This is a genomic window from Streptomyces sp. NPDC052682 (assembly GCF_040678435.1).
In the GTDB taxonomy this organism is placed as follows: domain Bacteria; phylum Actinomycetota; class Actinomycetes; order Streptomycetales; family Streptomycetaceae; genus Streptomyces.
Genome location: NZ_JBFATS010000009.1, coordinates 215,307 through 239,689, shown reverse-complemented (window position 1 = coordinate 239,689; position 24,383 = coordinate 215,307). Strand labels below are relative to the sequence as shown.

The 24,383-nt window shown below is 74.1% G+C and carries 17 protein-coding genes and 1 pseudogene; 5 read left to right on the top strand and 13 right to left on the bottom strand.

Annotation, left to right across the window (positions count from 1 at the left end):
* The 5 genes from AB0K80_RS16730 to AB0K80_RS16710 all read right to left on the bottom strand — a co-directional run bounded on the left by AB0K80_RS16730 (position 1) and on the right by AB0K80_RS16710 (position 4,118).
* The gene (locus tag AB0K80_RS16730; protein ID WP_365670091.1) at positions 1 to 1,146 is read right to left on the bottom strand and encodes an LLM class flavin-dependent oxidoreductase; all 1,146 of its coding nucleotides are present in this window, start codon (positions 1,144 to 1,146) and stop codon (positions 1 to 3) included.
* A 1-nt stretch (position 1,147) separates the two neighbouring features.
* Positions 1,148 to 2,179: an ABC transporter substrate-binding protein gene (locus AB0K80_RS16725; protein WP_365670089.1), complete on the bottom strand. Its 1,032-nt coding sequence runs from the start codon at positions 2,177 to 2,179 to the stop codon at positions 1,148 to 1,150.
* Positions 2,180 to 2,277: 98 nt separating this feature from the next.
* On the bottom strand, positions 2,278 to 3,018 hold the full coding sequence (locus tag AB0K80_RS16720; protein WP_365670087.1) for an ABC transporter ATP-binding protein: 741 nt from the start codon (positions 3,016 to 3,018) through the stop codon (positions 2,278 to 2,280).
* Positions 2,991 to 3,896, bottom strand: coding sequence for an ABC transporter permease (locus tag AB0K80_RS16715; RefSeq protein ID WP_365670085.1), 906 nt, complete (start codon positions 3,894 to 3,896; stop codon positions 2,991 to 2,993). The genes AB0K80_RS16720 and AB0K80_RS16715 overlap by 28 nt, the downstream gene beginning before the upstream one ends.
* Before the next feature lie 138 nt (positions 3,897 to 4,034).
* Positions 4,035 to 4,118 carry a putative leader peptide gene (locus AB0K80_RS16710; protein ID WP_352027631.1) on the bottom strand — a complete coding sequence of 28 codons (84 nt, stop codon included), beginning with the start codon at positions 4,116 to 4,118 and terminating at the stop codon, positions 4,035 to 4,037.
* A gap of 121 nt (positions 4,119 to 4,239) precedes the next feature.
* Between AB0K80_RS16710 and AB0K80_RS16705 the strand changes: the two genes are divergently transcribed.
* The 3 genes and pseudogenes from AB0K80_RS16705 (at position 4,240) to AB0K80_RS16695 (ending at position 7,364) form a co-directional block, all read left to right on the top strand.
* Positions 4,240 to 4,662 (top strand): secondary thiamine-phosphate synthase enzyme YjbQ, encoded by a 423-nt coding sequence (locus tag AB0K80_RS16705; protein WP_365670083.1) that lies wholly within the window; start codon positions 4,240 to 4,242, stop codon positions 4,660 to 4,662.
* A 117-nt stretch (positions 4,663 to 4,779) separates the two neighbouring features.
* A pseudogene (locus tag AB0K80_RS16700) lies at positions 4,780 to 5,610 on the top strand (pentapeptide repeat-containing protein); the annotation flags it as partial.
* Positions 5,611 to 5,966: 356 nt separating this feature from the next.
* Positions 5,967 to 7,364, top strand: coding sequence for a cytochrome (locus AB0K80_RS16695; protein WP_365670081.1), 1,398 nt, complete (start codon positions 5,967 to 5,969; stop codon positions 7,362 to 7,364).
* A gap of 46 nt (positions 7,365 to 7,410) precedes the next feature.
* On the opposite strand, the gene AB0K80_RS16690 is transcribed toward AB0K80_RS16695, so the two are convergent.
* On the bottom strand, positions 7,411 to 8,361 hold the full coding sequence (locus AB0K80_RS16690; protein ID WP_365670306.1) for a peptidase: 951 nt from the start codon (positions 8,359 to 8,361) through the stop codon (positions 7,411 to 7,413).
* A 378-nt stretch (positions 8,362 to 8,739) separates the two neighbouring features.
* Here AB0K80_RS16690 and AB0K80_RS16685 point away from each other — a divergent pair, with 378 nt between their 5' ends.
* Positions 8,740 to 10,293 carry an MFS transporter gene (locus AB0K80_RS16685; RefSeq protein ID WP_365670078.1) on the top strand — a complete coding sequence of 518 codons (1,554 nt, stop codon included), beginning with the start codon at positions 8,740 to 8,742 and terminating at the stop codon, positions 10,291 to 10,293.
* A 6-nt stretch (positions 10,294 to 10,299) separates the two neighbouring features.
* Here the strand turns inward: AB0K80_RS16685 and AB0K80_RS16680 are convergent, their stop codons facing one another.
* Positions 10,300 to 11,931 (bottom strand): cellulase family glycosylhydrolase, encoded by a 1,632-nt coding sequence (locus AB0K80_RS16680; RefSeq protein WP_365670076.1) that lies wholly within the window; start codon positions 11,929 to 11,931, stop codon positions 10,300 to 10,302.
* 26 nt (positions 11,932 to 11,957) lie between these two features.
* Positions 11,958 to 13,058, bottom strand: a complete 1,101-nt coding sequence (locus tag AB0K80_RS16675) for a GDSL-type esterase/lipase family protein (RefSeq protein ID WP_365670074.1) — start codon at positions 13,056 to 13,058, stop codon at positions 11,958 to 11,960.
* Positions 13,059 to 13,252: 194 nt separating this feature from the next.
* On the opposite strand from AB0K80_RS16675, the gene AB0K80_RS16670 reads away from it, so the two are divergent.
* Positions 13,253 to 14,974, top strand: a complete 1,722-nt coding sequence (locus tag AB0K80_RS16670) for a hypothetical protein (RefSeq protein ID WP_365670303.1) — start codon at positions 13,253 to 13,255, stop codon at positions 14,972 to 14,974.
* A gap of 445 nt (positions 14,975 to 15,419) precedes the next feature.
* Here the strand turns inward: AB0K80_RS16670 and AB0K80_RS16665 are convergent, their stop codons facing one another.
* The 5 genes from AB0K80_RS16665 to AB0K80_RS16645 all read right to left on the bottom strand — a co-directional run bounded on the left by AB0K80_RS16665 (position 15,420) and on the right by AB0K80_RS16645 (position 24,351).
* Complete coding sequence (locus tag AB0K80_RS16665; protein ID WP_365670072.1) at positions 15,420 to 16,061, bottom strand: cutinase family protein; 642 nt, start codon at positions 16,059 to 16,061, stop codon at positions 15,420 to 15,422.
* A 151-nt stretch (positions 16,062 to 16,212) separates the two neighbouring features.
* Entirely contained in the window at positions 16,213 to 17,454 is a 1,242-nt protein-coding gene (locus AB0K80_RS16660) for a helix-turn-helix domain-containing protein (RefSeq protein WP_365670070.1), read from the bottom strand.
* Positions 17,455 to 17,576: 122 nt separating this feature from the next.
* Positions 17,577 to 18,515, bottom strand: a complete 939-nt coding sequence (locus AB0K80_RS16655) for an alpha/beta hydrolase family protein (RefSeq protein ID WP_365670068.1) — start codon at positions 18,513 to 18,515, stop codon at positions 17,577 to 17,579.
* A 26-nt stretch (positions 18,516 to 18,541) separates the two neighbouring features.
* A complete protein-coding gene (locus AB0K80_RS16650; RefSeq protein ID WP_365670066.1) occupies positions 18,542 to 22,609 on the bottom strand; it encodes a type I polyketide synthase in 4,068 nt (1,355 codons plus the stop codon).
* Positions 22,606 to 24,351 carry a fatty acyl-AMP ligase gene (locus AB0K80_RS16645; RefSeq protein ID WP_365670064.1) on the bottom strand — a complete coding sequence of 582 codons (1,746 nt, stop codon included), beginning with the start codon at positions 24,349 to 24,351 and terminating at the stop codon, positions 22,606 to 22,608. Before AB0K80_RS16645 ends, AB0K80_RS16650 begins: the two co-directional genes overlap by 4 nt.
* Between the last annotated feature and the right edge of the window lie 32 nt (positions 24,352 to 24,383).

Here is a 24,383-nt window from a genome sequence, read left to right as displayed (position 1 = left end):
TCAGCGGCCGCTCGCGACCAGGAGCGGGACGTTCGCGGGCGCCGCAGGACCAGCCAGCAGCCCACGCGAGGCCAGCTCGGGGATCACCCCCTCCCCGAACCAGTAGGCCTCCTCCAGATGCGGATAGCCGGAGAGCACGAAGTGCTCGACACCCAGCGCGTGGTACTCCTCGATGCGGTCGGCGACCTCGGCGTGGCTGCCGACGAGGGCGGTGCCCGCGCCGCCGCGCACCAGGCCCACGCCCGCCCACAGGTTCGGGTAGATCTCCAGCGCGTCGCGTGAGCCGCCGTGCAGGTCCAGCATCCGGCGCTGGCCCACCGACTCGCTGCGCCCGAGCGCCGCCTGCGCCGCCGCGACCGTCTCCGCGTCCAGGTCGTCGAGCAGCCGGTGCGCGGTCGCCCACGCCTCGGCGGAGGAGTCCCGGGAGAGGGTGTGCAGCCGCACGCCGAAACGGACCTCGCGGCCCTCCCGCTCGGCCAGCGACCGGATCCAGTCGATCTTCTCCTTCACCTGCGCCGGCGGCTCGCCCCAGGTCAGATACACATCGGCGTGCCGGGCGGCCACGGGCCCGGCCGCCGCCGACGACCCGCCGAAGAACAGCTGCGGCACCGGGTCCGGCGGCAGCGCGGTCAGCCCGCCCTCGACCTGGTAGTGGGCGCCGTGGAAGTCGTACGGCTGCCCGCGCCACACCCCGCGTACCACCGACAGGAACTCGTCCGTGCGGGCGTAGCGCCGGTCGTGGTCCAGGTGGTCGCCGAACCGGCGCTGCTCGGCGGAGTCGCCGCCGGTGACGACGTTCAGCAGCAGCCTGCCGCGCGTGATGCGCTGGTAGGTGGCCGCCATCTGCGCCGCCAGCGTCGGCGAGAGCAGCCCCGGCCGGAAGGCCACCAGGAACTTCAGCCGCTCGGTGTGCTGGGCGAGCGCCACGGTCGTCAGCCAGGCGTCCTCGCACCAGGTGCCGGTGGGCGTCAGCACCGCCTCGAAGCCCAGCCGCTCGGCCGCCTTGGCGATCTGCACGAGGTAGTCGATGTCCGGGGCACGCACCCCGCTCGGCCCGCCGGCCGGGCCGGAGGCGTACGCGTGCCGGTCGACGAGGGTGCGGCCGTCGCCGCCCGTCGGCAGGAACCAGTGGAGACGTACGGTCATGTCAGGAGCCTTCCGAGGGACGGGCCGCGGTGGTGGACGGGGGGAGGTCCCCGTTGAACCGCGTGTCGACGAACCGGCCGAAGTCGACCTTGCGCGGGATCAGCTTCAGGCCGGCGAAGGTGTCGGCGATCTCCTGCTCGGAGGCGACGAGCGGCTTGTCGACGGCGACCGCGATGCGCGTGGCGTACGTGCGCTTCACCGCCGCCAGGGCGACGTCGTAGGGCAGCCCGGTGTCCTTCGCCCACACCTTGGCCCACTGCTCCTCGTGGTCGTACACCCACTTCTGGGCGCGCCGCAGCCGCTCCAGGTAGTCCTTGACGGCGGCGGCCTTCTTCTTGTCCTTCAGCGCGGCGGGCGCCGCGACCTGGAAGGTGAGCCCGTTGGTGACGCCGTCGCCGGTGGTCAGGACGCGGCCCTGCCCGGCCTTGAGCACCTGTGAGGTGTAGGGGTCCCACACCGCCCACGCGTCGACCTTGCCGGAGGTGAACGCGGCGAGCGCGTCGGCCGGCTGGAGGTACTTGACCTTGACGTCGCCCAGGGTCAGCCCGGCCTTCTTCAGGGAGGCGACCAGCTGGTAGTGCGCGGAGGAGCCCTGCGCCACGGCGATGGAGCGGCCCTTGAGCCCGGCGGGGTTCTTCAGGGGCGAGTCGTTCGGTACGAGGATGGTGTCGCCCTTGGACGTGCCGTGCCAGGCGGCCACGACCGTGATCTTCGAGTTGGCGCCGGCCGCGAACACCGGCGGGGTGTTGCCGACACCGCCGATGTCGACGGCTCCGGCGTTGACGGCCTCCAGCAGCGGGGGGCCGGAGGTGAACGTCGACCACTTGATCTTGTAGTCGAGGTTCTTCAGTTCTCCGGCGGCCCGCAGGATGGCCTCGGAACCGCCCTTCTGGTCGCCCACGTCGAGCGTGACGGACCCCTGGCCGTCGGTGCCGCTGCCGGCGGAGGTGCTGGCCGCCGAGTTCCCGCCGCAGGCGGTGAGCAGGAGGGCGAGGGGGAGGAGCAGGGCGGCGGGTGCGAGACGTCGTCGCATGGCGGATCCGTTCTTCGGTGGGTGGTGCTCGGGGAGTGCGGGGAGTGCGGAGACTTCAGGGGCCGATGGGCCGGTCGGGCAGGTTGAGGAGGCGCCGTTCAGGCCGCTTCGGCGGCCGGCTCGACGCCGAGGCGTTCGAGCAGCCCGGCGCGCAGTTCGGCGAAGCGCGGGTCGGTGATGTCGCGGGGCCGGTCGAGGTCGACGCGCTGCTCGTGGGCGATGACCCCGCCGTCCATGACCAGGACGCGGTCGGCGAGCAGCACGGCCTCCTCGACGTCGTGGGTGACGAGCAGCACCGCGCAGCCGCGCCGCTGCCACAACTCGCCCACCAGCCGCTGGGCCTTGATGCGGGTGAGGGCGTCGAGCGCGCCGAACGGCTCGTCGAGCAGCAGCAGATCGGGCTCGCGCACCAGCGCCCGGGCCAGGGAGGCGCGCTGGGCCTCGCCGCCGGAGAGGGTCTTGGGCCAGGCGTCGCAGCGGTGAGCGAGCCCGACCTCCTCCAGTGCCCGGTCGGCGACGGCGCGTTCGGGCCGGCCGGGCAGCCCGAGCAGCACGTTGCGCCACACCCTCTTCCACGGCATCAGCCGCGGCGCCTGGAAGGCGACGGCCCTGCGGCGCGGCACCAGCACCGTGCCCTCGATGTCGCGGTCGAGGCCGGCGAGGACACGCAGCAGCGTGGACTTGCCGCAGCCGCTGCGACCGAGCAGGGCCACGAACTCGCCCGGCCGGATGTCCAGTCGGAGACGGTCGATGACCGCGCGGCCGTCGAAGGAGCGGGTCAGCCCCTCGACGCGGACCGCGGGGGTGGTGGTCACCGGCCGGTGAACGTCGGTCGCCATTGCAGCAGCAGCCTTTCGAGGGAGCGGACGATGAAGTCGGCGAGCAGACCGAGGAAGGCGTAGACGATCAGGCAGACCACGATCACGTCGGTCCGCAGGAAGTCCCGGGCCTGGACCATGAGGAACCCGATGCCGGCGTCGGCGTTGACCTGCTCGGCGAAGACGAGGGCGAGCCAGGCGATGCCGAGGGAGTAGCGCAGCCCCGTCATCGCCCCGGGCAGCGCGCCCGGCAGGACGACATGCCGTACCAGCCCCCAGCGCGACAGTCCCAGCGACTCCCCGGCCTCGATCAACTGGGCGTCCACGCCGCGGATTCCGGCGTAGACGTTGAGGTAGAGCGGGAAGGTGACGCCGAGCGTGATGATGGCGACCTTCGGGGCCTCACCGATGCCGAACCAGATGATGAACAGCGGGATGAGACCCACGAACGGCACGGTCCGCAGCATCTGCAGGGGCGCGTCCACCAGGTCCTCGCCGATCCTGAACAGCCCGGACAGCAGGGCGAGTCCGGTGCCGACGACCAGGCCCAGCAGCAGCCCGGCCGCCACCCGCTGCAGCGAGGTGGCCATGGCGGAGGGCAGCGAGCCGTCGGCGAGCAGATCCCAGCCGACCTGCGCGATCCGCCCCGGCGAGGCGAGGACGTCGGCGGTCAGCACGCCGGTGGCGCTGAGGAGTTGCCACAGCGCCAGCAGCAGGACCGGGCCGGTGGTGCGGCGCAGCCAGCGGGGCACGCGGGTGCGGCGGGCGGAGGCGGCGGCGAGGCGTTGCAGGTCGAGGGAGCCGGGAGCGGCTGAGGCGTCGGCGCGTTGGGCGCCGTATACGCCTATAGGGGAAATATCCGGCCCGGGAGAGCTGGGCGGGGCATGGCTGATGCTCATGAGTGCTCCACAGGAGGGGGAGAGCGGCCGGTGAACGGGGACACGCCGGGGCGGCGCCGCGTCACCTCAGCGAGGAGGAGACGTGCGGGAACGGCGCCGTACGGGCGCGCAGGAGGGAAACAGAGAGGAGAAAGGGCGTCAGCGGCCGCGGCGACACGCGGCGGAGGCCACCCGCAGCAGGTCGATGTGACCGCGCGTGGTGAGCAGGGCTGTACGCAACATGCGGCTGAACGTAGCCAGGTGGCCCGGTGGCGGTCAACGGGTGTCTCGCCACGTGGACGGCCGTATCACTGCGCGAGTGCGCTTCCCCCTCCGGTGTGGCGTGTGCGTCAGGATGGGAGGCATGTCAGACGCCTTCACCACCCGAGTCCTCAATGTCACCACCGGTTCCGCAGAGCGGGTCGTCGACCTCACGCGCGACTGCGAGTCCTTCCTGGAGGAGGTGGCGGCCGGCCGGGACGGCCTGCTCAACGTCTTCGTCCCGCACGCCACCGCCGGTGTCGCCGTCATCGAGACGGGCGCGGGCAGTGACGACGACCTGCTGGCCGCCCTGCACACCCTGCTGCCCGCCGACGACCGGTGGCAGCACCGGCACGGCAGTCCCGGCCACGGCCGCGACCACGTCCTGCCCGCCTTCGTCCCGCCGCACGCGACGCTCCCGGTGATCGGCGGACGGCTGGAACTGGGGACCTGGCAGTCGGTGTGCCTGGTGGACACCAACCGGGACAACGCGCAGCGCAAGGTGCGCCTGAGCTTCCTCGGGTGACGCGAGCTTCCTCGGACGACGTGGCTTCGCGGGCGACGTGTGCTCCCCCCGGGAACCCGGGATGGTGACCGGTCGCCGGATACACTGATCCGTCTTTGCGACAGGAGATCACGCACGGTGCCCCACCAGCCTCAGCCCGCCCCCACCGAGGACGTCCGCGCCGGCCTGCGCGCCGACTGCGCCGCCTGTTTCGGACTGTGCTGCGTGGCGCTGCCCTTCGCCCGGTCGGCGGATTTCCCCGTCGACAAGGGCGCGGGCACGCCGTGCGGCAACCTCCAGGAGGACTTCCGCTGCGGCATCCACGCCACGCTGCGGGAGACGGGCTTCACCGGCTGCACGGTCTTCGACTGCTTCGGCGCCGGGCAGAAGGTCTCCCAGCTCACCTACGCGGGGCGCGACTGGCGTGGCGCTCCCGGCACCGCCCGGCAGATGTTCGACGTGTTCGGCGTCATGCGCCGGCTCCACGAACTGCTCTGGTACCTCACCGAAGCCCTCACCCAGCGCCCGGCGCGCCCCCTGTTCGGCGAGCTGGGCAGCGCCCGGGACATGGTCGAGCGCCTCACCCAGGGCAGCCCCGAGCAACTGGCGGACGTGGACGTACCGGCGCTGCGGGCCGAGATCAACGACCTGCTGCTGCGGACCGGTGAGCTGGTGCGCGCCCAGGCGCCCGGGCGCCGGCCCGGCCACCGGGGAGCCGACCTCATGGGCGCCCGGCTGCGCGGTGCCGACCTGCGCGGCGCGGACCTGCGCGGGGCCTACCTCATCGCGGCCGACCTCACCCGGGCGGACCTGCGGTGGGCCGACCTGATCGGGGCGGACCTCAGGGACGCCGACCTGAGCGGCGCCGACCTCACCGGAAGCGTCTTCCTCACCCAGCCGCAGGTGAACGCGGCCCGGGGGGACGCCGCCACCCGGCTGCCCGGCGGGCTGGACCGCCCCGCCCACTGGCACACCGGCCGGACCGGGCAGGGGGACGACCGGACCGGCGGGAGCCGAGAGGCTGCGGCCGGGGGCGCGAGCCGTTCGGCCGGGGGACGCACCCCACGACGCGGCGCGGGCGCCCGCCGGACACCCACCGGCCGCAGGCCCCGGCGCGGACGGACCTGAGGCCGCTCCGCACCGTATGTGCGCAACGCATGGTCGTTCCGTGTGCATTTCTCCACCCCGCCGGGGCGGCCCGGTAAAGGCGGCGGTAAGTCCCGGCCCCCCTGGTTCGCCCCCGGAACGCTCTGGGGTAGGGTCCCTCCGTTCCGCTACCGGCTGGTAGTGCGCAGGTACAGGGAGTGTCGAAGGGCGGCGAAAGGATGGAATCCCAGGTGGGCGAGGGCGGATCCGTGGACGTGGACGACACCCGGCTGGAGGACATGACGCCGGAACCGCTGCTGACCCGGGACTACGAGACGCGCCCCTCACTGGTCTACGAGCGGCTGCGGCACCGGCACGGCCCGGTCGCCCCCGTGGATCTGCTGGGCGTGCCCGCCTGGCTGGTGCTCGGCTACCGCGAGGCGCTCCAGGTGCTCCAGGACGACGAGGGATGGCCGAAGGGCCTGGAGAACTGGCGGGCCCGCTCCGAGGGAAGGGTGCCGGCCGACTGGCCGCTCGGCCCCTCCCTGGAGGTCAACCACGTGCTCATCCAGGGCGGTTCCGGATACCGGCAGCTGCGCACGGCCTGGGACGCCGCCCTCAAGCCGTTCCAGGACCCCGGCCACCCCCAGGCCAAGCGGCTGCGGGCCGCCGTCACCGCCTACGCCGACGAGCTGATCACGCTCATCGGGCAGGGCGGCACCACGGGCGTGGCCGACCTGTCCGCCCAGTTCTCCCGGCCGCTGCCGCTGATGGTGGCCAGCCACCTGCTCGGCTTCCCCGGCTCCCAGGGCGACGACGCGCTGATGGACATGTGGCGGGTCCTGGACGCGGGCCCCGACGCCGAGCCCGCCCTGGCACGGCTGCTGGCCACCCTGGCGGAACTGGCGGAGGTGAAACTGAAGGAACCGGGGGAGGACTTCCCCTCCTACCTGCTGGCCGCGCACCCCGGCCTCAGCCTCGACGAACTGGCCCGCGAGCTGTTCATGCTGCTGGGCATGACCTCCGACCACGTCGGCATCCTCATCTCCAACACGGTCGTGGAGGTGATCTCCGGCGAGGCCGGGGTGCGCGCCACCCTGTCCGCCGGGATGGTCCGGGAGACCATGAACCGGGTGGTCATGCGCAAGCCGCCGCTGGTGAACTTCGTGCCGCGCTTCGCGGCCCGGGACACCCCGCTCGGCGCCTACACGATCCGGCAGGGCGACCCGGTGTGGGTCTCCTCCGCCGCCGCGCACGCCGACCCGCTCTTCGCCGACCATGTGGCGGCGGGCAGCACCATCAGCACCCGGGCGCACCTGTCCTGGGGGGCGGGCAGCCGCCAGTGCCCGGCGCGCGAGCTGGCCTCGACGGTCGCGGCGGTCGGTGTGGGCCGCGTCTTCGAGCGGTTCGCCCACCTGGACCTCGCCCTGCCGGCCGACCAGCTTCCGTGGCGCTCCTCGCCGTTCATGCGCGGCCTGCGCTCGCTGCCCGTACGGTACGAGCTTGCCGCGCCGAGCGCGCAGCCGCCGGCGGAGGAGCCGGCGCCGGAGGCCGCCGCGGTGGTGCCGGACCGGTCCGCCCGGCAGCGGTCGTCGCTGTGGCGGTATCTGACGGGCCTGATCCGTACCGGCCGTTGACCAGGGCGCGCCCCGCACCCGAACCCGTGCGGGGCGCGCCGCCGGCTCAGGAGGACTGGGCCGTCCGGTACAGGTTCTGCGCGTCCGCGCCGAAGTACGGCCCGTACATCGCGGTCGGCAGGAAGTTGTACTTGAAGCTGTTCACCGAGGACTGCAGCCCTGTGCCGGTGGCCTCGTCGAAGTGCGTGAACCACGGGCCGCCGCTGGACCCGCCGGTCATGTCGCAGGTCAGCCCGTGGTCACCGGAGAGCAGGAAGTCCCGGTAGGCCGTACCGCTGCAGTAGATGAACTTCTGGCCGTCGTACGGAGCGGCCGCGGGGAACCCGAAGGCGTACATGGCCTTGCCGTAGCCGGTGTTGAAGGCCACGCCCTGGCCGCCGACCACGTCGGTCAGCCGCCTGCCGTCCAGCGGGGCGACGACGGCCGCGCCGATGTCGTAGTTGATGTCCTCACTGGCCGTCCACTGCGGCGTGGACAGGGTCTTCGACGCCGCCCAGGTGCCGTACGGGGTCTGCCCGTCGTGGTAGCCGGGCACGAACACCCAGTTGGTGTGCCAGGAGCCCTCCAGCTTCACGCAGTGGCCCGCGGTGAGCACCGTGCTCTTGTTGGCGCTGGTGACGGCGTTGCCGGAGCAGGAGGCGGTGCGGCCCTGGTAGGTGAAGAACACCCGCCCGGCGGTCCGCACCACGGCTCCGCCCCCGGTCCACGGGCCGCCGCCGTTCGGCAAGGCCGGCGCCCCGGCGCCGGAGGCCGGGGCAGTGGGCGCGACGACGGTCTTCTCGCCCTTGCGCGGGGCCGGCGCCGTCACCTCGGAACGGCCGACGGACAGCACGTCGAGCGCGGTGGCCTGACGCATCCGCTCCGGTGTCCAGAAGCCGAGGGCGCGTTGCTGCGCCGAGAGCGGCACCGCTCCCGGCTCGGGGCCGGCGGCGCTCGCCGGCGCGGCGGTGACACCGGTGGCCAGCAGGGCGGCGAGGCCGGCCAGCGCCCCGGCCACGGTACGGCGCGCGCCGGGGCGGCCGGAGACACCACCGGACGAGCCACCGGACGAGCCACCGGACGAACCACCGGCCGCATCACCGGACGAACGAAGCCTGCGGAGGCTGCCTATCACGCGGTCTCCTTCTGCGGGTGGGGCCCGGGCGGCGGGGACCGTCCGGGGCAGACAGGGGTGGTACTGCGCGCAGTGCGGAAGGCAGCGTGTCACCAGCCGCGCGAGTTGGACAGGTGCACGTCAGAACGATGGCCGAAAAGGCACACGGTCTCTCCGCCGGCGCCACGAGAGGGCCACGCTCCGGGCACCGGTTGATCGAGTGGTCGCACCCTGGGCACGGGCGTACGGTCGAACGGTGGTCTCACGGGAGGGCGAGATGTCATGAGCCACCGACCGCAGCCGACCTCCGTACCTCAGGCCACCGCCCCCGACACCGGCGGTGGCGGGCACGCGATGGCGCTGCTGGTCATCGCCTCGTGCCAGCTGATGGTGGTGCTGGACATCACCATCGTGAACATCGCGCTGCCGCACATCCAGAGTTCGCTGGGCTTCTCCACCACCAGCCTGTCGTGGGTGGTCAACGCCTACACGCTCACCTTCGGCGGCCTGCTGCTGCTCGGCGGCCGGGCCGGCGACATCCTCGGCAGACGGCGCGTGTTCATCTTCGGCGTGCTGCTCTTCGCGCTGGCCTCCCTGCTCGGCGGGTTCGCCCAGAACTCCGGCCAACTCCTCGCCGCCCGGGCCCTGCAGGGCGTCGGCGGCGCCATCGCCTCCCCGACCGCGCTCTCCCTGGTCAGCACGACCTTCCGGGAAGGTCCCGAGCGCAACCGGGCGTTCGGCGTGTTCGCCGCGGTCTCGGCCGGCGGCGGCGCGATCGGGCTGCTCGCGGGCGGGGTGCTCGTGGAGTGGCTCAACTGGCGCTGGGTGCTCTTCGTCAACGTCCCGATCGGGCTGCTCATCGCTCTGGCCACGCCCCGCGTCATCCCCGAGTCCGAGCGTCACCCGGGCCACTTCGACATCACCGGCGCGCTGACCTCCACCATCGGCATGGTCCTGCTGGTGTACGGGTTCATCCGGGCCGCCCAGGACGGCTGGCGGGACGCACTCACCCTGGCCTCGTTCGCCGCAGCGGTCGTCGTCCTCGCGGGGTTCATCCTCGTCGAGCGGCGCTCCCGGCAGCCGATCACGCCGCTGCACATGTTCGCCGACCGCAACCGCGCGGGCACGTACGGCATCATGCTGTGCCTGGCCGCCGCGATCTTCGGCATGTTCTTCTTCCTGACGCTCTTCGTGCAGAACGTGCTCGACTTCAGTCCGCTCCAGGCCGGGCTCGCCTTCCTGCCGGTCAGCGCGGTCATCGCCATCGGCGCCGGGCTGGCCTCCCGGTTCCTGCCCGTGTACGGGCCCAAGCCCTTCATGGTGGTGGGCGCGATCCTGGCGGCTGCGGGCCTGGCCTGGCTGACGCTGACCGACGTGCACTCCACCTACGCGGGCAGCGTCCTCGGCCCGATGCTGGTGTTCAGCCTGGGCATGGGCATGGAGTTCGTCTCGCTGACCCTGATGGCGCTGTCCAACGTCTCCCCGCGGGAGACCGGCGCGGCCTCCGGGCTCCTCAACGCCACCCAGCAGGTCGGCGGCTCCCTGGGACTGTCCATCCTGGTCACCATGTACGGCACCGCGAGCAGGAACGAGGCCGAGACACAGGTCCCGCGCTTCCTGCAGCAGGCCACCCCGGCCGAACGGCTGCGCTTCCAGCGCAGCGGTGAGCTCCCGGGACGCTGGGCCGACGAGGTGCTCACCGCCGGGGTCTCGGCCGCCTTCGTCATGGCGGCGGTCTTCACCGTCCTCGCGGCACTGATCGCCTTCCTCGCCATCCAGGTGCGCCCCTCCGACCTGGAACGTCTCCAGGGTGGAGGGGCGCCGGGGCCGATGTGAGCGCGCTCAGCCCACCGTGCAGGCGGAGCCGTTCAGCGTGAAGGCGCTAGGAGCGGGATTCGCGCTCCCCTTGGAGGCCGTGAACCCCAGGGTGACGGACCCGGAGGCGGGGATCGACGCCGTGTACGGCAGCGACGTCACGGTGACGTCGGCCCCGCTCTGCGTGGCCGTACCACCCCACAGGTTGCTGATCCGCTGGCTGTCGGGGAACGTCCAGCGCAGCGTCCAGCCGTTGATCGCCGAGCTGCCGGTGTTGCGCAGCACGATCTCGCCCTGGAAGCCGCCGGGCCACTGGTTCGTCACCTTGTAGGCGACGCCGCAGGACGCCGCCGGGCCACCGGGAGACGTCCTGACCGTGACCGTGCCGGAGCGCTGCGAGCGGTTCCCGGCGGCGTCACGGGCGTAGACGGCGAAGGTGTACGACGTCGCCGGCGCGAGGCCGGTGACCGTGGCGGAGGTGCCCGTCGTCGAGGTGACGGGGGTCTCGGTGCTGCCGCTGACCCGCACCACGTCGTACCCGGTCACACCGCTCGCGTCGGTGGCGGCGGACCAGGACAGCGTGACCGAGGAGGAGGTCACCTCCGAGGCGGCCGGGGTCCCGGGCGCGGTCGGCGGCGTGGTGTCCCCGCCGCCGGAGGAGTAGACGGTGGCTTCCTTCGCGGTGGCGCCGATGCCGTTGACGCCGTGGAAGACGCGTCGGCCCCAGGAGCTGAGCCGCGCGGGGTCGAAGTCGGTCGCCAGGTCGAGGACCGGGTCGGTGTTGCCGCTCCACGACCAGGCCAGCCAGCCGAGCTTCAGCTGCTCGGCAGCGGCCATCATGGTGTCCTCGTCCGGGTCGCCCCACTGGTCGGGCGGGCCGCCGAACTCACCGATGACCAGGGGCAGCTTGGCGGTCACGAAGGCGTTCAGGTAGTCGGTGATCTCCTCGGCGGTGTCGTACACGCTGTACATGTGGATCGAGAAGAGCAGGTTGCCGGTGGTGTCGGCGCTGTAGACGGACCGGGCGTTGGCGCGCATCACGCCCTGCCAGTCCTGGCCCCAGTTGGGCGCGTCCACCATGAGGGTGTGCGCGAACCCCGCGGCCCGCAGCTTCTTGACGGCGGCGATGGTGGGCTCGGTCCAGCCGGCGGGGTCGGTGTTGCCCCAGGGCTCGTTGCCAAGGTTGATGATCACGTAGTTCTCCTGGCCGGTGAGCACCTCCTTCAGGCTGATCCAGTAGTCGGCCGCGTGGTCGAGGGTCCCGGCCGCGGCCTCCTCGCCGTAGCCGGTGGTGTCGTGCACCTCCAGCACACAGATGAGCCGGTTGGCCTTGCACTGCGCGATGACTGCGGCCACGTCCTCGGCGCTGTTCCTGGTCCAGCGGTGGCCGTCGGACAGCACGACCCGGACGGTGTTGGCGCCCAGCTTCTTCACGTCGGCCAGCGACTGCGTCTCGCCCGGATACCAGGTGTGGGCGTGGTTGACGCCGCGCATCACGAAGTCGTTCCCGTTCGCCTCCAGCAGCCGGCCGTTGTCGACGTGCAGTCCGGTGGCCGCGGCGTGGGCCGCGGGTGCGGCGAAGGCCAGCAGGGAGACGAGCAGCCCCAGCAGGGCGGCCGCGACGGCGGCCAGGCGGGGGGCGGGGGTGGGGGATCTCATGGCGGCTCCAGGTGAGGTGGGGGTCATCAGGAGGTGCGCGCGGTGCAGGTCACGCTCGCCGCGGGCGTCCCGGCCGTGGCCGGGGCACTGGCGAGGAAGCCGAATGCCGCGCTCGCGCCGGGCGCCAGGGCGCCGTTCCACGACACGTTCGCGACGGTGGCGGTGCCGTCGGCGGCCGTGGTGAGGGTGCCGTTCCATACCTGGGTGATCCGCGCGCCCCCGGCCGGTACGACGGTCACGGTCCAGCCCGCCAGGGCGGCGGCGGAGGTGTTGGTGACCGTCACCTCGCCCTGGTAGCCGCCCTGCCAGGCGGAGACCGCCCGGAAGGACGCGGCGCAGCCGGGCTGCCCGCCGCCCGGGTCGCCGGGGCCGCCGGGACCCGAGGTGTCCAGGAGCGCGGTCAGGGCCGGATACCAGCGGGCGGCGATCTTCTCGTTGCCGGCGGCGCTGGGGTGGACGCCGTCGTAGGTGTCCGTGGCCGTGTCGAAGCCCGTCCACTGGTCGACGACGGTCACGGGGGAGCGGCTGGTGCTCGTCGCCCCGGCCCAGCCGGGAATGAGCGCGTTGAAGTCGACGACACGCTGCGCGCAGCCCGGGCAGTTGTCCGGGTTCATGGGGATCAGCTGCGCGACGAGGATCCTCATGTCCGGGTTGCTCTGCCGCATCTGCCCGACCAGCTTGGTGTAGGCGGCCAGGATGCGGTCGGGCGGCAGGGCACTCCACACGTCGTTCGTGCCGAAGTGCATGACAACGATGTCCGGACGGGTCGCCGCCAGCCGGGCGGGCAGCAGGTTCTGGTCGGCGACGTCGGTGACCCGTTCGCCGCCGTGTCCTTCGTTGTCGCCGTCGTGCGGCTGCCCGCAGCCCTGGTGGCTGAGCGTGCCGACGAAGTCGACGGCGCGGTACCCGGCATTCAGCAGCCGGTTCCACAGCAGCGCCCGCCAGCAGCCGGGGGAGCCGGTGATGGAGTCGCCGAGCGGCATGATGCGGACGGGATCCGCCGCCGTGGCGCGCGGGGCGGTGGCCAGGCCGAGGGGCAGGAGCAGGGCGGCCAGGAGGCCGAGAACGAGCGTGATCCGTAAGCGCGACGAGCGTGGTGCGCGCGCTGAGCGGCGGGTGCTGCGCATGGGTGTTCCCTTCCCGTGAGGAGGTGGGAGCGCTCCCATGAAGCCATCCTTGTCGGTGACGCGTCAAGGTGCGGGAGGGCGGGTGTTGGCTCCGCCGCTGCGCGCTGGTGACAAAGGTGCCGCCGGGAACCTGAGTTCCCGTCAGCACCGCCTGAGGCCGCCGCGGTCACCGCCCTACCGTCCGTGGCATGGACATGAATCGCCAGCACAACAGGAGAGGCCGTACGTGGTGCGGCACCGCGCTCGCGGTGCTGCTGACCGCCGGGACCCTCACGGCCGCGGCGCCGGGCGCCCGGGCGGACGGCTCCCGGACCGAGACGCCGGTCGCCTCGACCTCCCCGGTCACCGGGGTGAAGGAGTCGGTGGTGCGGGTGAGGGTGCCGTTGCCGGAGTCGGCCGGGCCGCACCCGGCCGCGTGCGACTGGCTGTCGTACCTGCGCTACCGGGCCGCCGGCGGACCGGACGCCTCGGCCGAAGCGGACCGGATCCTCGTCGCCCAGCCGGGCATCCTGGAGGGTGCCGGGGCGTTCGACAGCGTCGCCCGCAACACCGTGGCCCGGGCCGCCGAGCAGGGGCGGCACATCGAGTTCTGGGCGCTGGACCGGCGCTCCAACTGCCTGGAGGACCGCACCGGCATCGCCTCCGGCGACCAGCACACCGCCGTCGACTACTACTACCGGGGCAAGCGGGTCGACGGCCGCACCTTCGACGGCTACGCCCGCAACGGGCAGCTGGGCTGGCTGGCACGGCAGGGCATCGAGCAGACCGTTCGCGACCAGTACGACCTGCTCACCGCCGAGCTGCCCGACCAGGGGCTGCGCAAGCGGAAGGTGCTGTGCGGCGGGCACTCGCTGGGCGGTGTCATCACCGGTTACTTCGCCGCCGCCGACTTCGACGGCGACCGCGCCACCACCCGGGACGCCGGGTACCAGCAGTGCGCCGGCTACTTCGCCCTCGACACCACCGTCTCCACCTCGCTGGACGACCTGCGCGGCACCCTCCCGGACGACACCGCCCTGCCCGACATCGGCCTCGGCTACGGCGCGGTGCAGGCCGGGCTCGACAGCGGGGCGCTGCCGCGCACCCTGTCCGCGCCGGTCCTGCTCAACCCCGAGACGATGACCCTGCTCGCCATCGCCGGCCTCGGCGCCCTGAAGAACCCGGACACCGAGGCCGACCTGCCCCGCTACCTGCCCGCCAATGTCAACATCGAGGCCACCAACCGCTTCCTGTTCTCCAGGGACACCGCCACCTTCCTCACCGGCTCGCCCGGGGTGAAGGACTTCCGGCTCACCAACGCGGCGGTCCTCGGAGCACTCCTCGACGACCACTCCGTACCGCTGGCGTTCCTGCAGACCAGCGTCGGCTTCTTCGACGGCGGCCCGGTCGCCGACAAGAACTTCCCGGCCGCCAACGGCAGTGGACAGCAGCCGGGCCTGCTCGGTACGGAGTACAAGGCCATCCCGGCCCGGCCGCACGGGCCCCTGTACACCTGGCGGAACTACGACCGCGTCGGCGACCCCGACGACCCCGGGTACCGGTCGGCCGACGGCACCCCCTTCACCAACGCGGGCAAGGAGGTCACCGACCTCGGCCAACTGGCCCGCAGCCTGGCCGAGCAGCCGCTGGACTTCACCGAGCAGTACTTCCCGGCCAAGCTGGTCACCGACATCGAGCTGGCCACCTCGCCGCAGGTGAAGAAGCTCGTCGTGCACCCCGGCGGACTGACCGCCAACCCGGCCCTCACGGTGCTCGCGGGGGACGGGCTGCTGGCGGGCCGGGCGCCGGCCGACCTGCACCCGGTGATCGCCGACGGCTACCAGCACCTCGACGTGCTGACCGCGGCGGCGGCGCAGAACAACGGGCGCCCGGAGCCGGTCTCGACCAGCCTCGCGCGCTTCGCGCTCAAGCCGTAGCCGTACGACGAACAGGGCCCGGGAGGAAACCTCCCGGGCCCTTGTCGCGCCTGCCGCCGGGGCTCAGGCCTTGTCGGGACGTCCTCCAGGGCGGTTCGTCTCCAGGTGAGGGCCACCGCGTCGGCCGAGTGGCCGAGGTGGGAGTCGTCCCCGGACCGCTCGGCGCGCCCGCAGCCGACGGCGCGGCGACCGCGACGGGCGGCGCGTCCGGCGCGAACCGTCCCCACGCCAGGGCCCGGGAGGGATCCTCCCGGGCCCCTTTCGTGTCTGCCGCTGCGGTTGAGGCCTTCTCGGGACGCCCTCTCCCGGCCTCGTGGGACCTCTCGGCGCGCCCGCAGCCGACGGCGCGGCGACCGCGACGGGCGGCGCGTCCGGCGCGAGCCGTCCCCACGCCGAGGGCCCGGGAGGGTGTCTCCCGGGCCCTGGCGTGCGTACGGCGTGCGGCTCAGACCTTGCCCGCGGCGAACGCGGCCGCCTCGTCGGCGTCGTCCGAGTAGCCCAGGTGCGCCAGCGTGTCGCCCCCGCCGCGCTCGCAGACCGGGTCGCCCTTGGCGCAGATGTCGAAGGTGCGGCTCTGGTAGGTGCCGGTGACACTCTTGCCGAGCGCCCGGATCGGGTTGCCGAACAGCAGCACCGCCGCCACCTTCGGCTCGACCGAGGCCGGCAGGGTGGCCACGATCGGGCTGCCCACCACCGCGCCCGCGCTGCTGATGCCGATCGAGTTGTCGACGACGTTCGCGCCCTGCGAATAGCCGACCAGAACGAACCGCTGGTTCGGACAGGACGCAGCCTGGTTTCTGACATGGTTCACCAGATCGGCGTTGCCCTGGGCGGCCGAGGTCGGGGAAAGGTCAGCGGGATAGTTCACCGCATAGCTGGACAGGCTTTTCCCGCTTATTTTCTTCTTCAGTGCCGAATACACCGGGTCGCCGACGATGAAACCGAGGGTGCCCGGCTCGAAGGTGCCCCGGGCCGCGACCACCTCGATGTCCGTGCAGGCCGCGGCCGATGCCGTGGGGGCCGAGAGGGTGGCGAGGCCGGCTCCGCCGACCAGCGAGAGCGCAGCTAAGCACAAACGGATACGCATGGGATCCTCCGCGTGTGAGGCGCCTGTGCGCCTGCGAGAAAGGACGGCCCGAACGTATTCCGTGGATCAGCCGGAGTGTTATGGACGGGATGATGGAAATGCCGCGGGTTTTTGTCGTCAGTTGAGCGGAGGAAAGTCCCCTTGAAGCCCGTCACACCCCCGGGCCAGGACGAGATCCCTCACCGGGTGCGAGCTGTTCCGCCCGCAACGCCAGCATCAGGTCCAGACGCCTCTCGGGATCCTGCAGCACGTCCCCGAAGAGTTTCTCCAGCTGCCGCAGCCGGTAGCGGACCGTCTGGGGGTGGATGTGCAGGCGGGCGGCGACGTCCGGGACGTTGCTGCCGCTGAGCAGCCAGGCAAGGAGGGTCTCGGCGAGTCGGGCGCGCTGCCCGGCCGAGACGGTGTCGAGCGGGGCCAGCGCCTCGGCCCGGAGCCGGCCGAGCAGCGGCTCGTCGCCGTGCAGCAGCAGGGTGGACAGGTGGTCGGCGCAGTGGACCACGCCCTGCCGGGGGAGGACTCCGCGGCCCATCAGGCCCAGCGCCCGGGTCGCCCAGCGCAGCGACTGCGCGGCCTCGGTGAGCGGCACCGTCGGGCCGATCGCGGCGGGCCGGCCGCGCAGCGCCAGCGCGAACGCCCGGCCGCCGAACCGCCCCGTGCCGTCCGGGTCCGGCACCAGCATGCGCGGCGGCCGGGACTCCATGTCCACCAGGGCACCCGCCGCCGCCAGCGGCCGCTCCTCCTCCCGCTGGTCCGGGCAGGCCGCGAGCGCCACCACGGCGACGTGCCGCGGCACCGACCAGCGCGCGCTGTGCGCCAGGTCGTGCAGCGCGTCCAGCGGCACCGGCCCGTCGTCGAGGAGCAGGTCGAGCAGCCGTCTGCGGCGCCGCTCCAGCTCGTCCGTGCTGCGGGCCTGGGCCTCGGCGTACCCGGCCGCTGCCGCTTCCGCGACCTCGTGCACGGTGCGGAACGCCAGTTCGCCCAGCGCGGCCACGACCGTGGAGTCCAGCCCCAGGTCCTCCGCCGTACGGCCCATCAGCCGCCAGGCGTGCAGCCCGCCCACGCGCAGCGCCGACTGCAGCGCGTCCAGGCTGCGGCCCTCCAGGGCCTCCCCGCGCCCGAGTTCGTAGTACGTGGCGGCGATGGCCTCGCCGTGGTCGCGCGGGTCGGCGACGTGGTCGACGAACAGGGTGAGCGCCTGGACCACTCCGGCCCGCAGGTTTCTGCCGTAGGTGTCGTCGGCGGGCCGGGCGTACTCGGGGACCTGGCGGCGGACCTCCTCCTCCACGTCGTCGGCGACGGCCTCGAGCTGGGCGCGCAGCAGTTCGGCCAGCTCGGGCGGCACCGAGGCGGACTCCCGGCCGGCCGGCACGTCGGGCGGGGTGGGGACGGCCATCGCGGACACTCCCTTCATCCGGAGGCGGCTGCCCCGCGGGCTGATGCCGCTGGGGCGGACGGGGCCCTGTTGGGACGTGCGGCTCCTGCGTTCCGTTCCGTGCTGCCCCCACGGCACCGGCCTCATTCCGGCACGCCCAGCGCACGGGCCAGGATCGGCCACGAAGCGGTGAACTCCCGTTTCCAGTAAGGCCAGTCGTGCGCTCCTCCCGCGTAGTAGTGGGTGGTGGCCGGGATGCGCAGCCGGGCCAGCGTGTCGGTGAAGGCGTGCGCGGAGGGCCACAGCGCGCTCTCCAGCGCCTCGGGCAGCAGATCGCCGCTGCCGCCGGCCAGCCCGCTGCCCTGCGAGACGTACAGCGCGGTGCCGCGCAGCCCCTCGGCACGCGCCCGCGGGTTGAACTCCCGCCAGGTGAGGAGGTTCAGCAGCGGATGGCCCCACAGGGAATTCGGCGGCAGCTTCTCCCGGGCCACGATGGCGTCGACGATCGCCGGCACGCCGGGTGCGGCGGTGTCGAGGACGCCGCTGTAGGAGGCGGCGGCGGTGAACACGCCCGGGTGGCGGGCCGCGTGCGCCATCGCGCCGTAGCCGCCGGTGGAGACCCCGGCGACGGCCCGTACCCCGGAGGCCCGGTAGTCGCGGGCGAGCAGCGCCGGGACCTCCTTCAGCTGGAACGTCTCGTAGTCGGGGCCGCCGCGCCAGGCGCTCGGGATGCCGGTCGGCCCCGCGTCCGGCATCGCCACGATCAGGTCCCGGCCCTCGGTGAAGGCCTCGATGTCCGTCTCCCGCGTCCAGGAGGTGTAGTCGTCGTGGGCGCCGTGCAGCAGGTACAGCACGGGGTACGTCCGCGCCGCACCCGCGTCGAAGCCCGACGGCAGGATCAGCCGCACGGGTGCGCTGCGGCCGAGCGCGGCGGAGGGCACGGTCACGTCCAGGGTGCGCGGTCCGAGCCGGGTGGCGGCACGGGCGCGGCCGGTGGCGGTCCCGGCGCCGGACAGGACGGCCAGCCCGGCGGCGGCCGCCGCCTTGGCGACCGTACGCCGGGACACTGCGGGGGTGGGCATGGCGGCTCCTCGGGGGTGTTTCCGGTTCAGTGCGGGCGGCCGGCTCCGGACGGGGGCGCCGCCCGCTCGGGGGCTTGCTCGGCGAGCAGCCGGCCGAGGTGGCCGACGATCGCGTCCACATGTGGCGGATCGAGCAGCGACAGATGGTGCCCGGGCACCGGCACGACCTCCAGGCGCGGGCACACCTCGTCCCAGCCCAGCGCCTCGTCGTGCCGCTCGTACGCAGGGTCGCGCACGGTGTGCGGAGCGGGCTCGGTGGCCCGGTACAGCACCACCCGGCCGTCGTACCGCCCGGGCTGGTGCGCCTCACCGATGCGCAGGTCCAGATAGGAGGCGCGCTGGTGCTCCAGCGCCGCGGCCGGCACCTCGGCGGCCTCGCGCAGCGCCCGCAGCACGGTGTCGATCCGGTCGCGGTCGTCCGCCAGGGCGGCCAGGGCGTCGTACGGCAGCTCCAGCCGCACGCCGTACGTGTCGGCGACATGCCGGGCGAAGCCCGCGAAGTGGGCCCGGATCCGGTCGGCATCCGTCTGCCCGGGCCGGGGGAGGGGCCGTACGGAGTCGATGAGCACCACCAGCTCCACGCGCCGCCCGGCGGCCGTCAGCTGCCGCGCGGTCTCCTGGGCGACGAAGCCGCCGAAGGACCAGCCGCCCAGCAGGCAGGGCCCGTCGGGGTGGGCCGCGGTGATGAACTCGGCGTAGCGGCGGGCCTTCTCGTCGACGCTGCGGGCCTCCTCGAGGCGCTCCAGGCCGAAGACCGGCTGCTCCTCGCCGAGCCGGTCGGCGAGCGCCCGGTAGACGGAGGCCGGTCCGCCCGCCGCGTGGACGAGGAACAGCGGGGGCCGGGAACCGGTGCCGCGCAGCGCCCGCAGCGGCGACAGGCCCCGTTCGATGCGACGGGCCGCCTCCTCCACGGTGCCGGCGCCGAGCAGCTCCCGCAGCGGGAGCTCGACGCCGAACTCGCGCTCCACCGCGCCGCGGACGCGCACGGCCATCAGCGAGTCCAGGCCGAGGCCGGTGAGCGGAGCGCCGGGCGCGATGCGGCCCGGTGCGTGCCCGGTGACGGCGGCGATGTGGTGGGTGAGGCGGGCGAGGACCGAGCCGTCGCCCGCCGACTGCCCGGCCACCGGATGGTGATCGACCGAGCCGTCGCCCGCCGGCTGCCCGGCCACCTTGGAGTGCTCGGGTTCGGGGGCCGCCCGGCCGTCCGTCCACCAGAAGCGGACGTGCCGCCAGCGCGGCCCGGGCACGTCGACGACCCGGCCGGGCGGGAGCGACAGCCGCTGGCCGGCCGCGTACAGGGCGCCCGCCTGCCCGGCGAACGCGGCCGCGCCATCCGCGTCCCGGCGCAGCGTGGCGAGGGCCAGGGCGCCGGGCACGGTGTCGGCGACGGCTCCCGTCAGCACCGGATGCGGCGAGACCTCGACGAACGCCGTGTGCCCGTCCGCCGCCGCTGCCGCCAGAGCCCTCTCCAGCAGCACCGGACGCCGCAGGTTGGCGGCCCAGTGCGCGGCGTCGAACAGGCTGTCGCCGCGCGGGTCGTCCAGGACCGTGGAGTAGACGGGGACCCGGGGCGGCCGGCCGCGCACGCCGGACAGGGCCTCGGTCAGCTCCGGCAGCAGCGGATCGACCTGGGGCGAGTGCCCGGCACCCGCCACCCGCATGGCCCGGACCGGCCGGCCCCGCTGCTGAAGCCACCTCACCAGCCCGGCCACCGCCGCCTCCTCGCCGGTGACGACCTTCTGCCGGGGCGAGGAGTGCACGGCGACCTGCACGCCCGGGAAGTCCCGCTGTACGGCGTCCAGTTCGGAGTCGGCCAGCTCGACGACGGCCATCGCCCCGCCCTGCAACCGGCTCAGCAGCCGGGCCCGTACGGCGATGATCCGCGCCCCGTCGCAGACGTCCAGGGCGCCCGCGCACACCGCGGCGGCCACCTCGCCCATGGAGTGCCCGATCACGGCGGCGGGCTCGACCCCGTACGACCGCCACAGCTCGGCCAGCGCCACCTGCACGCCGAACAGGACCGGCTGGGCCACCTCCAGGCTGTCCAGGGCGCCCCCGGACGCCAGATGCCCGTACAGGGACAGGCCGCCGCACGCGGCGGCCAGCTGCGGGTCGAGCTTCTCGACGGCGGCGGCGAACGCGGGTTCCTCGGCCAGCAGCCGGCGTCCCATGCCGGCCCACTGGCTGCCGTACCCGGAGAACACCCACACCGTGCCCCGCCCCACCCGGTCGCGGTCACCGGAGACGACCCGCGGGTCGGCGCGGCCCTGCGACAACGCCCCCAAGACGTCGGCCAGTTCAGTCCGGTCCCGGGCGACGACGGCGGCCCGCACGGGACCCCGCCCGATCCGCCCGGCGAGGGTGCGCGCCACGTCGGCGGGGTGCACGGCGGCGGTGGGCAGCCAGTCGGCGAGCCGGGCCGCGGTGTCGCGGATCCGGACGGTGTCGACGTCCGACAGGAGGTGGAGACGAGCGGCGGGCTCCTCGGCCGGGCGGCGCGGCGGCACGGCCGGTCGCCACTCCTCCAGCACCACATGGGCGTTGGTGCCGCCGAACCCGAACCCGGAGACCCCGGCCGTGGCCGTACCGCCGTAGCGGGGCCACGGCTCCGGCTCGGTGACCAGCCGCAGCCGGGTGCCAGGCAGGGCGGTGCCGTGGGTGCCGTGCAGGGACGGCGGGAGGAGGTCGTGGTGCAGGGCCAGCACCGTCTTCACCAGCCCGGCGGCACCGGCCGCCGACTCCAGGTGGCCCAGGTTGCCCTTGACCGAACCCAGCAGCAGCGGCTGGTCGGGGTCCCGGTCCCGGCCGAGCACCGCCTCCAGCGCGCCCGCCTCGATCGGGTCGCCGAGCGGGGTGCCGGTGCCGTGCGCCTCCACGTAGTCCAGGAGCCCCGGACGCAGCCCGGACCGCGCGTACGCGGTCTCCAACAGGGCCTGCTGGGCGGCCGGGTTGGGGGCGAGCAGGCCGTTGGAGCGCCCGTCGGAGTTGACGGCGGTGGCGCGGACGACCGCCAGCACCCGGTCGCCGTCCCGCTCGGCGTCCGACAGCCGCTTGAGGATCACCACCGCACAGCCCTCGCCGCGCCCGATGCCGTCGGCCGCCGCCGAGAACGGCTTGCACCGCCCGTCCGGCGCCAGGGCACCCACCCGCCGGAAGGCGACCGTGACGGCCGGCGACAGCAGCAGGTTCACCCCGGCGGCGATCGCCGTGTCGCACTCGCCCGTCCTCAGGCTCACACAGGCCTGGTGCACGGCCACCAGCGAGGACGAGCACGCCGTGTCCACCGCCAGGCACGGCCCGCGCGTGTCCAGCACGTACGCCACCCGCCCCGCGGCCACGCTCAACGCCGCGCCCGCCGGGGCCAGCGGATCGGCGGCGCCCGGATCGGCACCGGTCAGCTGCCCGTACTCCGGCGCGGACACCCCGACGAACACCCCGGTGGCCGTGCCCGCCAGGGACGCGGCCGGTACGGCGGCGTGGTCGAGCGCCTCGTGGACGACCTCCAGCAGGATCCGCTGCTGCGGGTCCATCACCCGTGCCTCACGCGGACTGATCCCGAAGAACTCGGCGTCGAACCCGGCGATGTCGTCGAGGTACCCGCCGTACGGCAGCGCGTCGGCGGGCGGGGACGGGGTGAAGTCGCGCCACCGGTCCTCCGGGACACGCCGGATCGCGTCGACGCCGCCGGTGAGCAGCCGCCAGTAGCCGTCCGGGCCGTGCACCCCGCCCGGCAGCCGGCAGCCGACCCCGACGACCGCGACCGGCTCCGCCGTGCGCACCGGCTCCCGGGAGCCCGCTGCGGGCCCCGCCGCGTGCCCCGGCGCCCGGGACGACACCGCAACCGCTCCCGGCTCCGCCGCCGGCCCGCACAGCCGCGCCACCAGCGCCTCACCCGTCGGCGTCTCCCACAGCAGCGTCGCCGGCAGGTCCCGGCCCGTGGCGCGGGACAGCTCCCCGGCCAGGGCCACCGCGTCCCGTGAGGACATGCCGAGGTCGGCGAGCGGCCGGTCCATCGGGACGTCCTCCGCGGCCGTGCCGTACCAGACCGCGACGCGCTCGGCGATCAGCCGCTCGAGCGCCCGGGCGTCCGTCATCGCGCGGCCTCCGGGTAGGCGCCCTCCAGGTACCGCGCCCGGGTCAGCGCCCGCGACACCTTCCCGCTGGAAGTACGCGGCACCGTGCCCGGCGGCACCAGGACCACGTCGGCCAGGCGCAGCCCGTGCCGCGTGGCGACGGCACCGCGCACGGCCCGCGCCACCCCCGGCACGTCGAGGTCGGCCAGGCGCACGCTCCGCGCGTGCTCCGCCACGACCACCACCCGCTCACCCGCCGCGCCGGGCACCGGGAACGCCGCGAGCCGGTCCCGGCGCACCGCCGGGTGCGCGTCCTGGACGGTGGCCTCGACGTCCTGCGGGTAGTGGTTGCGCCCGTCGACGACGATGAGGTCCTTCAGCCGCCCGGTGACGACCAACTGCCCCTCCAGCACGGTCCCCAGGTCGCCGGTGCGCAGCCACCGGCCCGCCTCCTCCTCACCGGCGAACACGGCCCCGAACACCCGCTCGCTCTCCTGCTCCCGGTGCCAGTAGCCGCGCCCCACGTTGGGCCCCTGCACCCATATCTCCCCGACCTCCCCCTCGGCCAGGGCGGCCCGGCTCACCGGATCGGCGATGCGGACCCGCTGTCCCGCCGCAGTACCGCACCCGGCCAGCAGCACAGCCCGCGGATCGTCCGGCCGCGCGGGCAGCGCCTTGCCGGCGGCCAGGGCGTCCCGGTCCAGCGCGAACCGGCGCAGCGGCTCCTCGGGCCGGGCGGCACTGACGAACACCGTGGCCTCGGCGAGCCCGTACGACGGACAGTGCGTCCGCGGCGCGAGCCCCTGCTCGGCGAAGGCGGCGTGGAAGCGGTCGGCGGTCCCGGGGCGGACCGGCTCGCTGCCGTTGATCAGCGCGGTGATCCCGTCCAGCCGCAGCTCCGCCTTCTGCTCGGCGGTGACGGCGGAGGCGCAGTAGTCGTAGGCGAAGTTGGGCGCCGCGCTGATCGCGTGCGGATGCGCCGCCAGCAGCCGCAGCCAGCGCACCGGCTCGTGCAGGAAGGCGACCGGATCCATCAGCACCGACAGCGTCCCGCGCACCACGGGCGCGGCCACACTGAGCACCAGCCCCATGTCGTGGTAGAGCGGCAGCCAGCCCACACAGGTCACCGGGTGCTGGTCGGCGCCGTACGCGGTCAGCGCCTGGCGGGCGTTGGCGACCACGTTGGCGTGGCTGATCTCCACGCCCGCCGGGGCCCGGGTCGACCCGGACGTGTACTGCAGATACGCGACGGCCCCGGGATCCACCTCCACCGGGTTCCAGTCTTCGGCGGCCTCGTCGGGCACCTGGTCGGCGACCACGACCGGCACGCGGTCACCGCGGTCGCACGCCTCCCGCACCTCCGGCAGCGCCCCGCTGGTCGTCACCACCACCTCGGGCGACGCGTCCGCCAGCACCCCCGTCAGCCGGTCGGCGTGCCCGGGCAGCCCGGGCGGATACAGCGGTACGGCGACCAGGCCCGCGGTCAGCGCCGCGAGGAAGGCGGTGACGTACTCGAGGCGCTGCGGGCACAGCAGCGCCACCCGCGCGCCCGGCCCGGCCCGCTCGGCGAGCCGGGCGGCCAGCGCCCGCACCCGCACGTCCAGGCGGCGCCAGGTCAGGGTGCGGTGCACCCCGCGCGAGTGCGGTGCGGGGTGCTCGACGAACGTGAACGCCCGGCGGTCCGGCGTGGTGCCGGCCCAGTGCCGCACGTACTCCGGCAGGGTCCGGCACGCGGGCGCGAGCGGCGGACGGCGGCTGTCCATCTGGCGTGACTCCTCGAGGGTGAGGGGGCAAG

Bases quoted from the DNA above. Each gene is read 5' to 3' on its own strand.
- AB0K80_RS16730 (WP_365670091.1), bottom strand. From the start codon at position 1,146: ATGACCGTACGTCTCCACTGGTTCCTGCCGACGGGCGGCGACGGCCGC.
- AB0K80_RS16725 (WP_365670089.1), bottom strand. From the start codon at position 2,179: ATGCGACGACGTCTCGCACCCGCCGCCCTGCTCCTCCCCCTCGCCCTC.
- AB0K80_RS16720 (WP_365670087.1), bottom strand. From the start codon at position 3,018: ATGGCGACCGACGTTCACCGGCCGGTGACCACCACCCCCGCGGTCCGC.
- AB0K80_RS16715 (WP_365670085.1), bottom strand. From the start codon at position 3,896: ATGAGCATCAGCCATGCCCCGCCCAGCTCTCCCGGGCCGGATATTTCC.
- AB0K80_RS16710 (WP_352027631.1), bottom strand. From the start codon at position 4,118: ATGTTGCGTACAGCCCTGCTCACCACGCGCGGTCACATCGACCTGCTG.
- AB0K80_RS16705 (WP_365670083.1), top strand. From the start codon at position 4,240: ATGTCAGACGCCTTCACCACCCGAGTCCTCAATGTCACCACCGGTTCC.
- AB0K80_RS16695 (WP_365670081.1), top strand. From the start codon at position 5,967: ATGGAATCCCAGGTGGGCGAGGGCGGATCCGTGGACGTGGACGACACC.
- AB0K80_RS16685 (WP_365670078.1), top strand. From the start codon at position 8,740: ATGAGCCACCGACCGCAGCCGACCTCCGTACCTCAGGCCACCGCCCCC.
- AB0K80_RS16680 (WP_365670076.1), bottom strand. From the start codon at position 11,931: ATGAGATCCCCCACCCCCGCCCCCCGCCTGGCCGCCGTCGCGGCCGCC.
- AB0K80_RS16675 (WP_365670074.1), bottom strand. From the start codon at position 13,058: ATGCGCAGCACCCGCCGCTCAGCGCGCGCACCACGCTCGTCGCGCTTA.
- AB0K80_RS16670 (WP_365670303.1), top strand. From the start codon at position 13,253: ATGAATCGCCAGCACAACAGGAGAGGCCGTACGTGGTGCGGCACCGCG.
- AB0K80_RS16665 (WP_365670072.1), bottom strand. From the start codon at position 16,061: ATGCGTATCCGTTTGTGCTTAGCTGCGCTCTCGCTGGTCGGCGGAGCC.
- AB0K80_RS16660 (WP_365670070.1), bottom strand. From the start codon at position 17,454: ATGGCCGTCCCCACCCCGCCCGACGTGCCGGCCGGCCGGGAGTCCGCC.
- AB0K80_RS16655 (WP_365670068.1), bottom strand. From the start codon at position 18,515: ATGCCCACCCCCGCAGTGTCCCGGCGTACGGTCGCCAAGGCGGCGGCC.
- AB0K80_RS16650 (WP_365670066.1), bottom strand. From the start codon at position 22,609: ATGACGGACGCCCGGGCGCTCGAGCGGCTGATCGCCGAGCGCGTCGCG.
- AB0K80_RS16645 (WP_365670064.1), bottom strand. From the start codon at position 24,351: ATGGACAGCCGCCGTCCGCCGCTCGCGCCCGCGTGCCGGACCCTGCCG.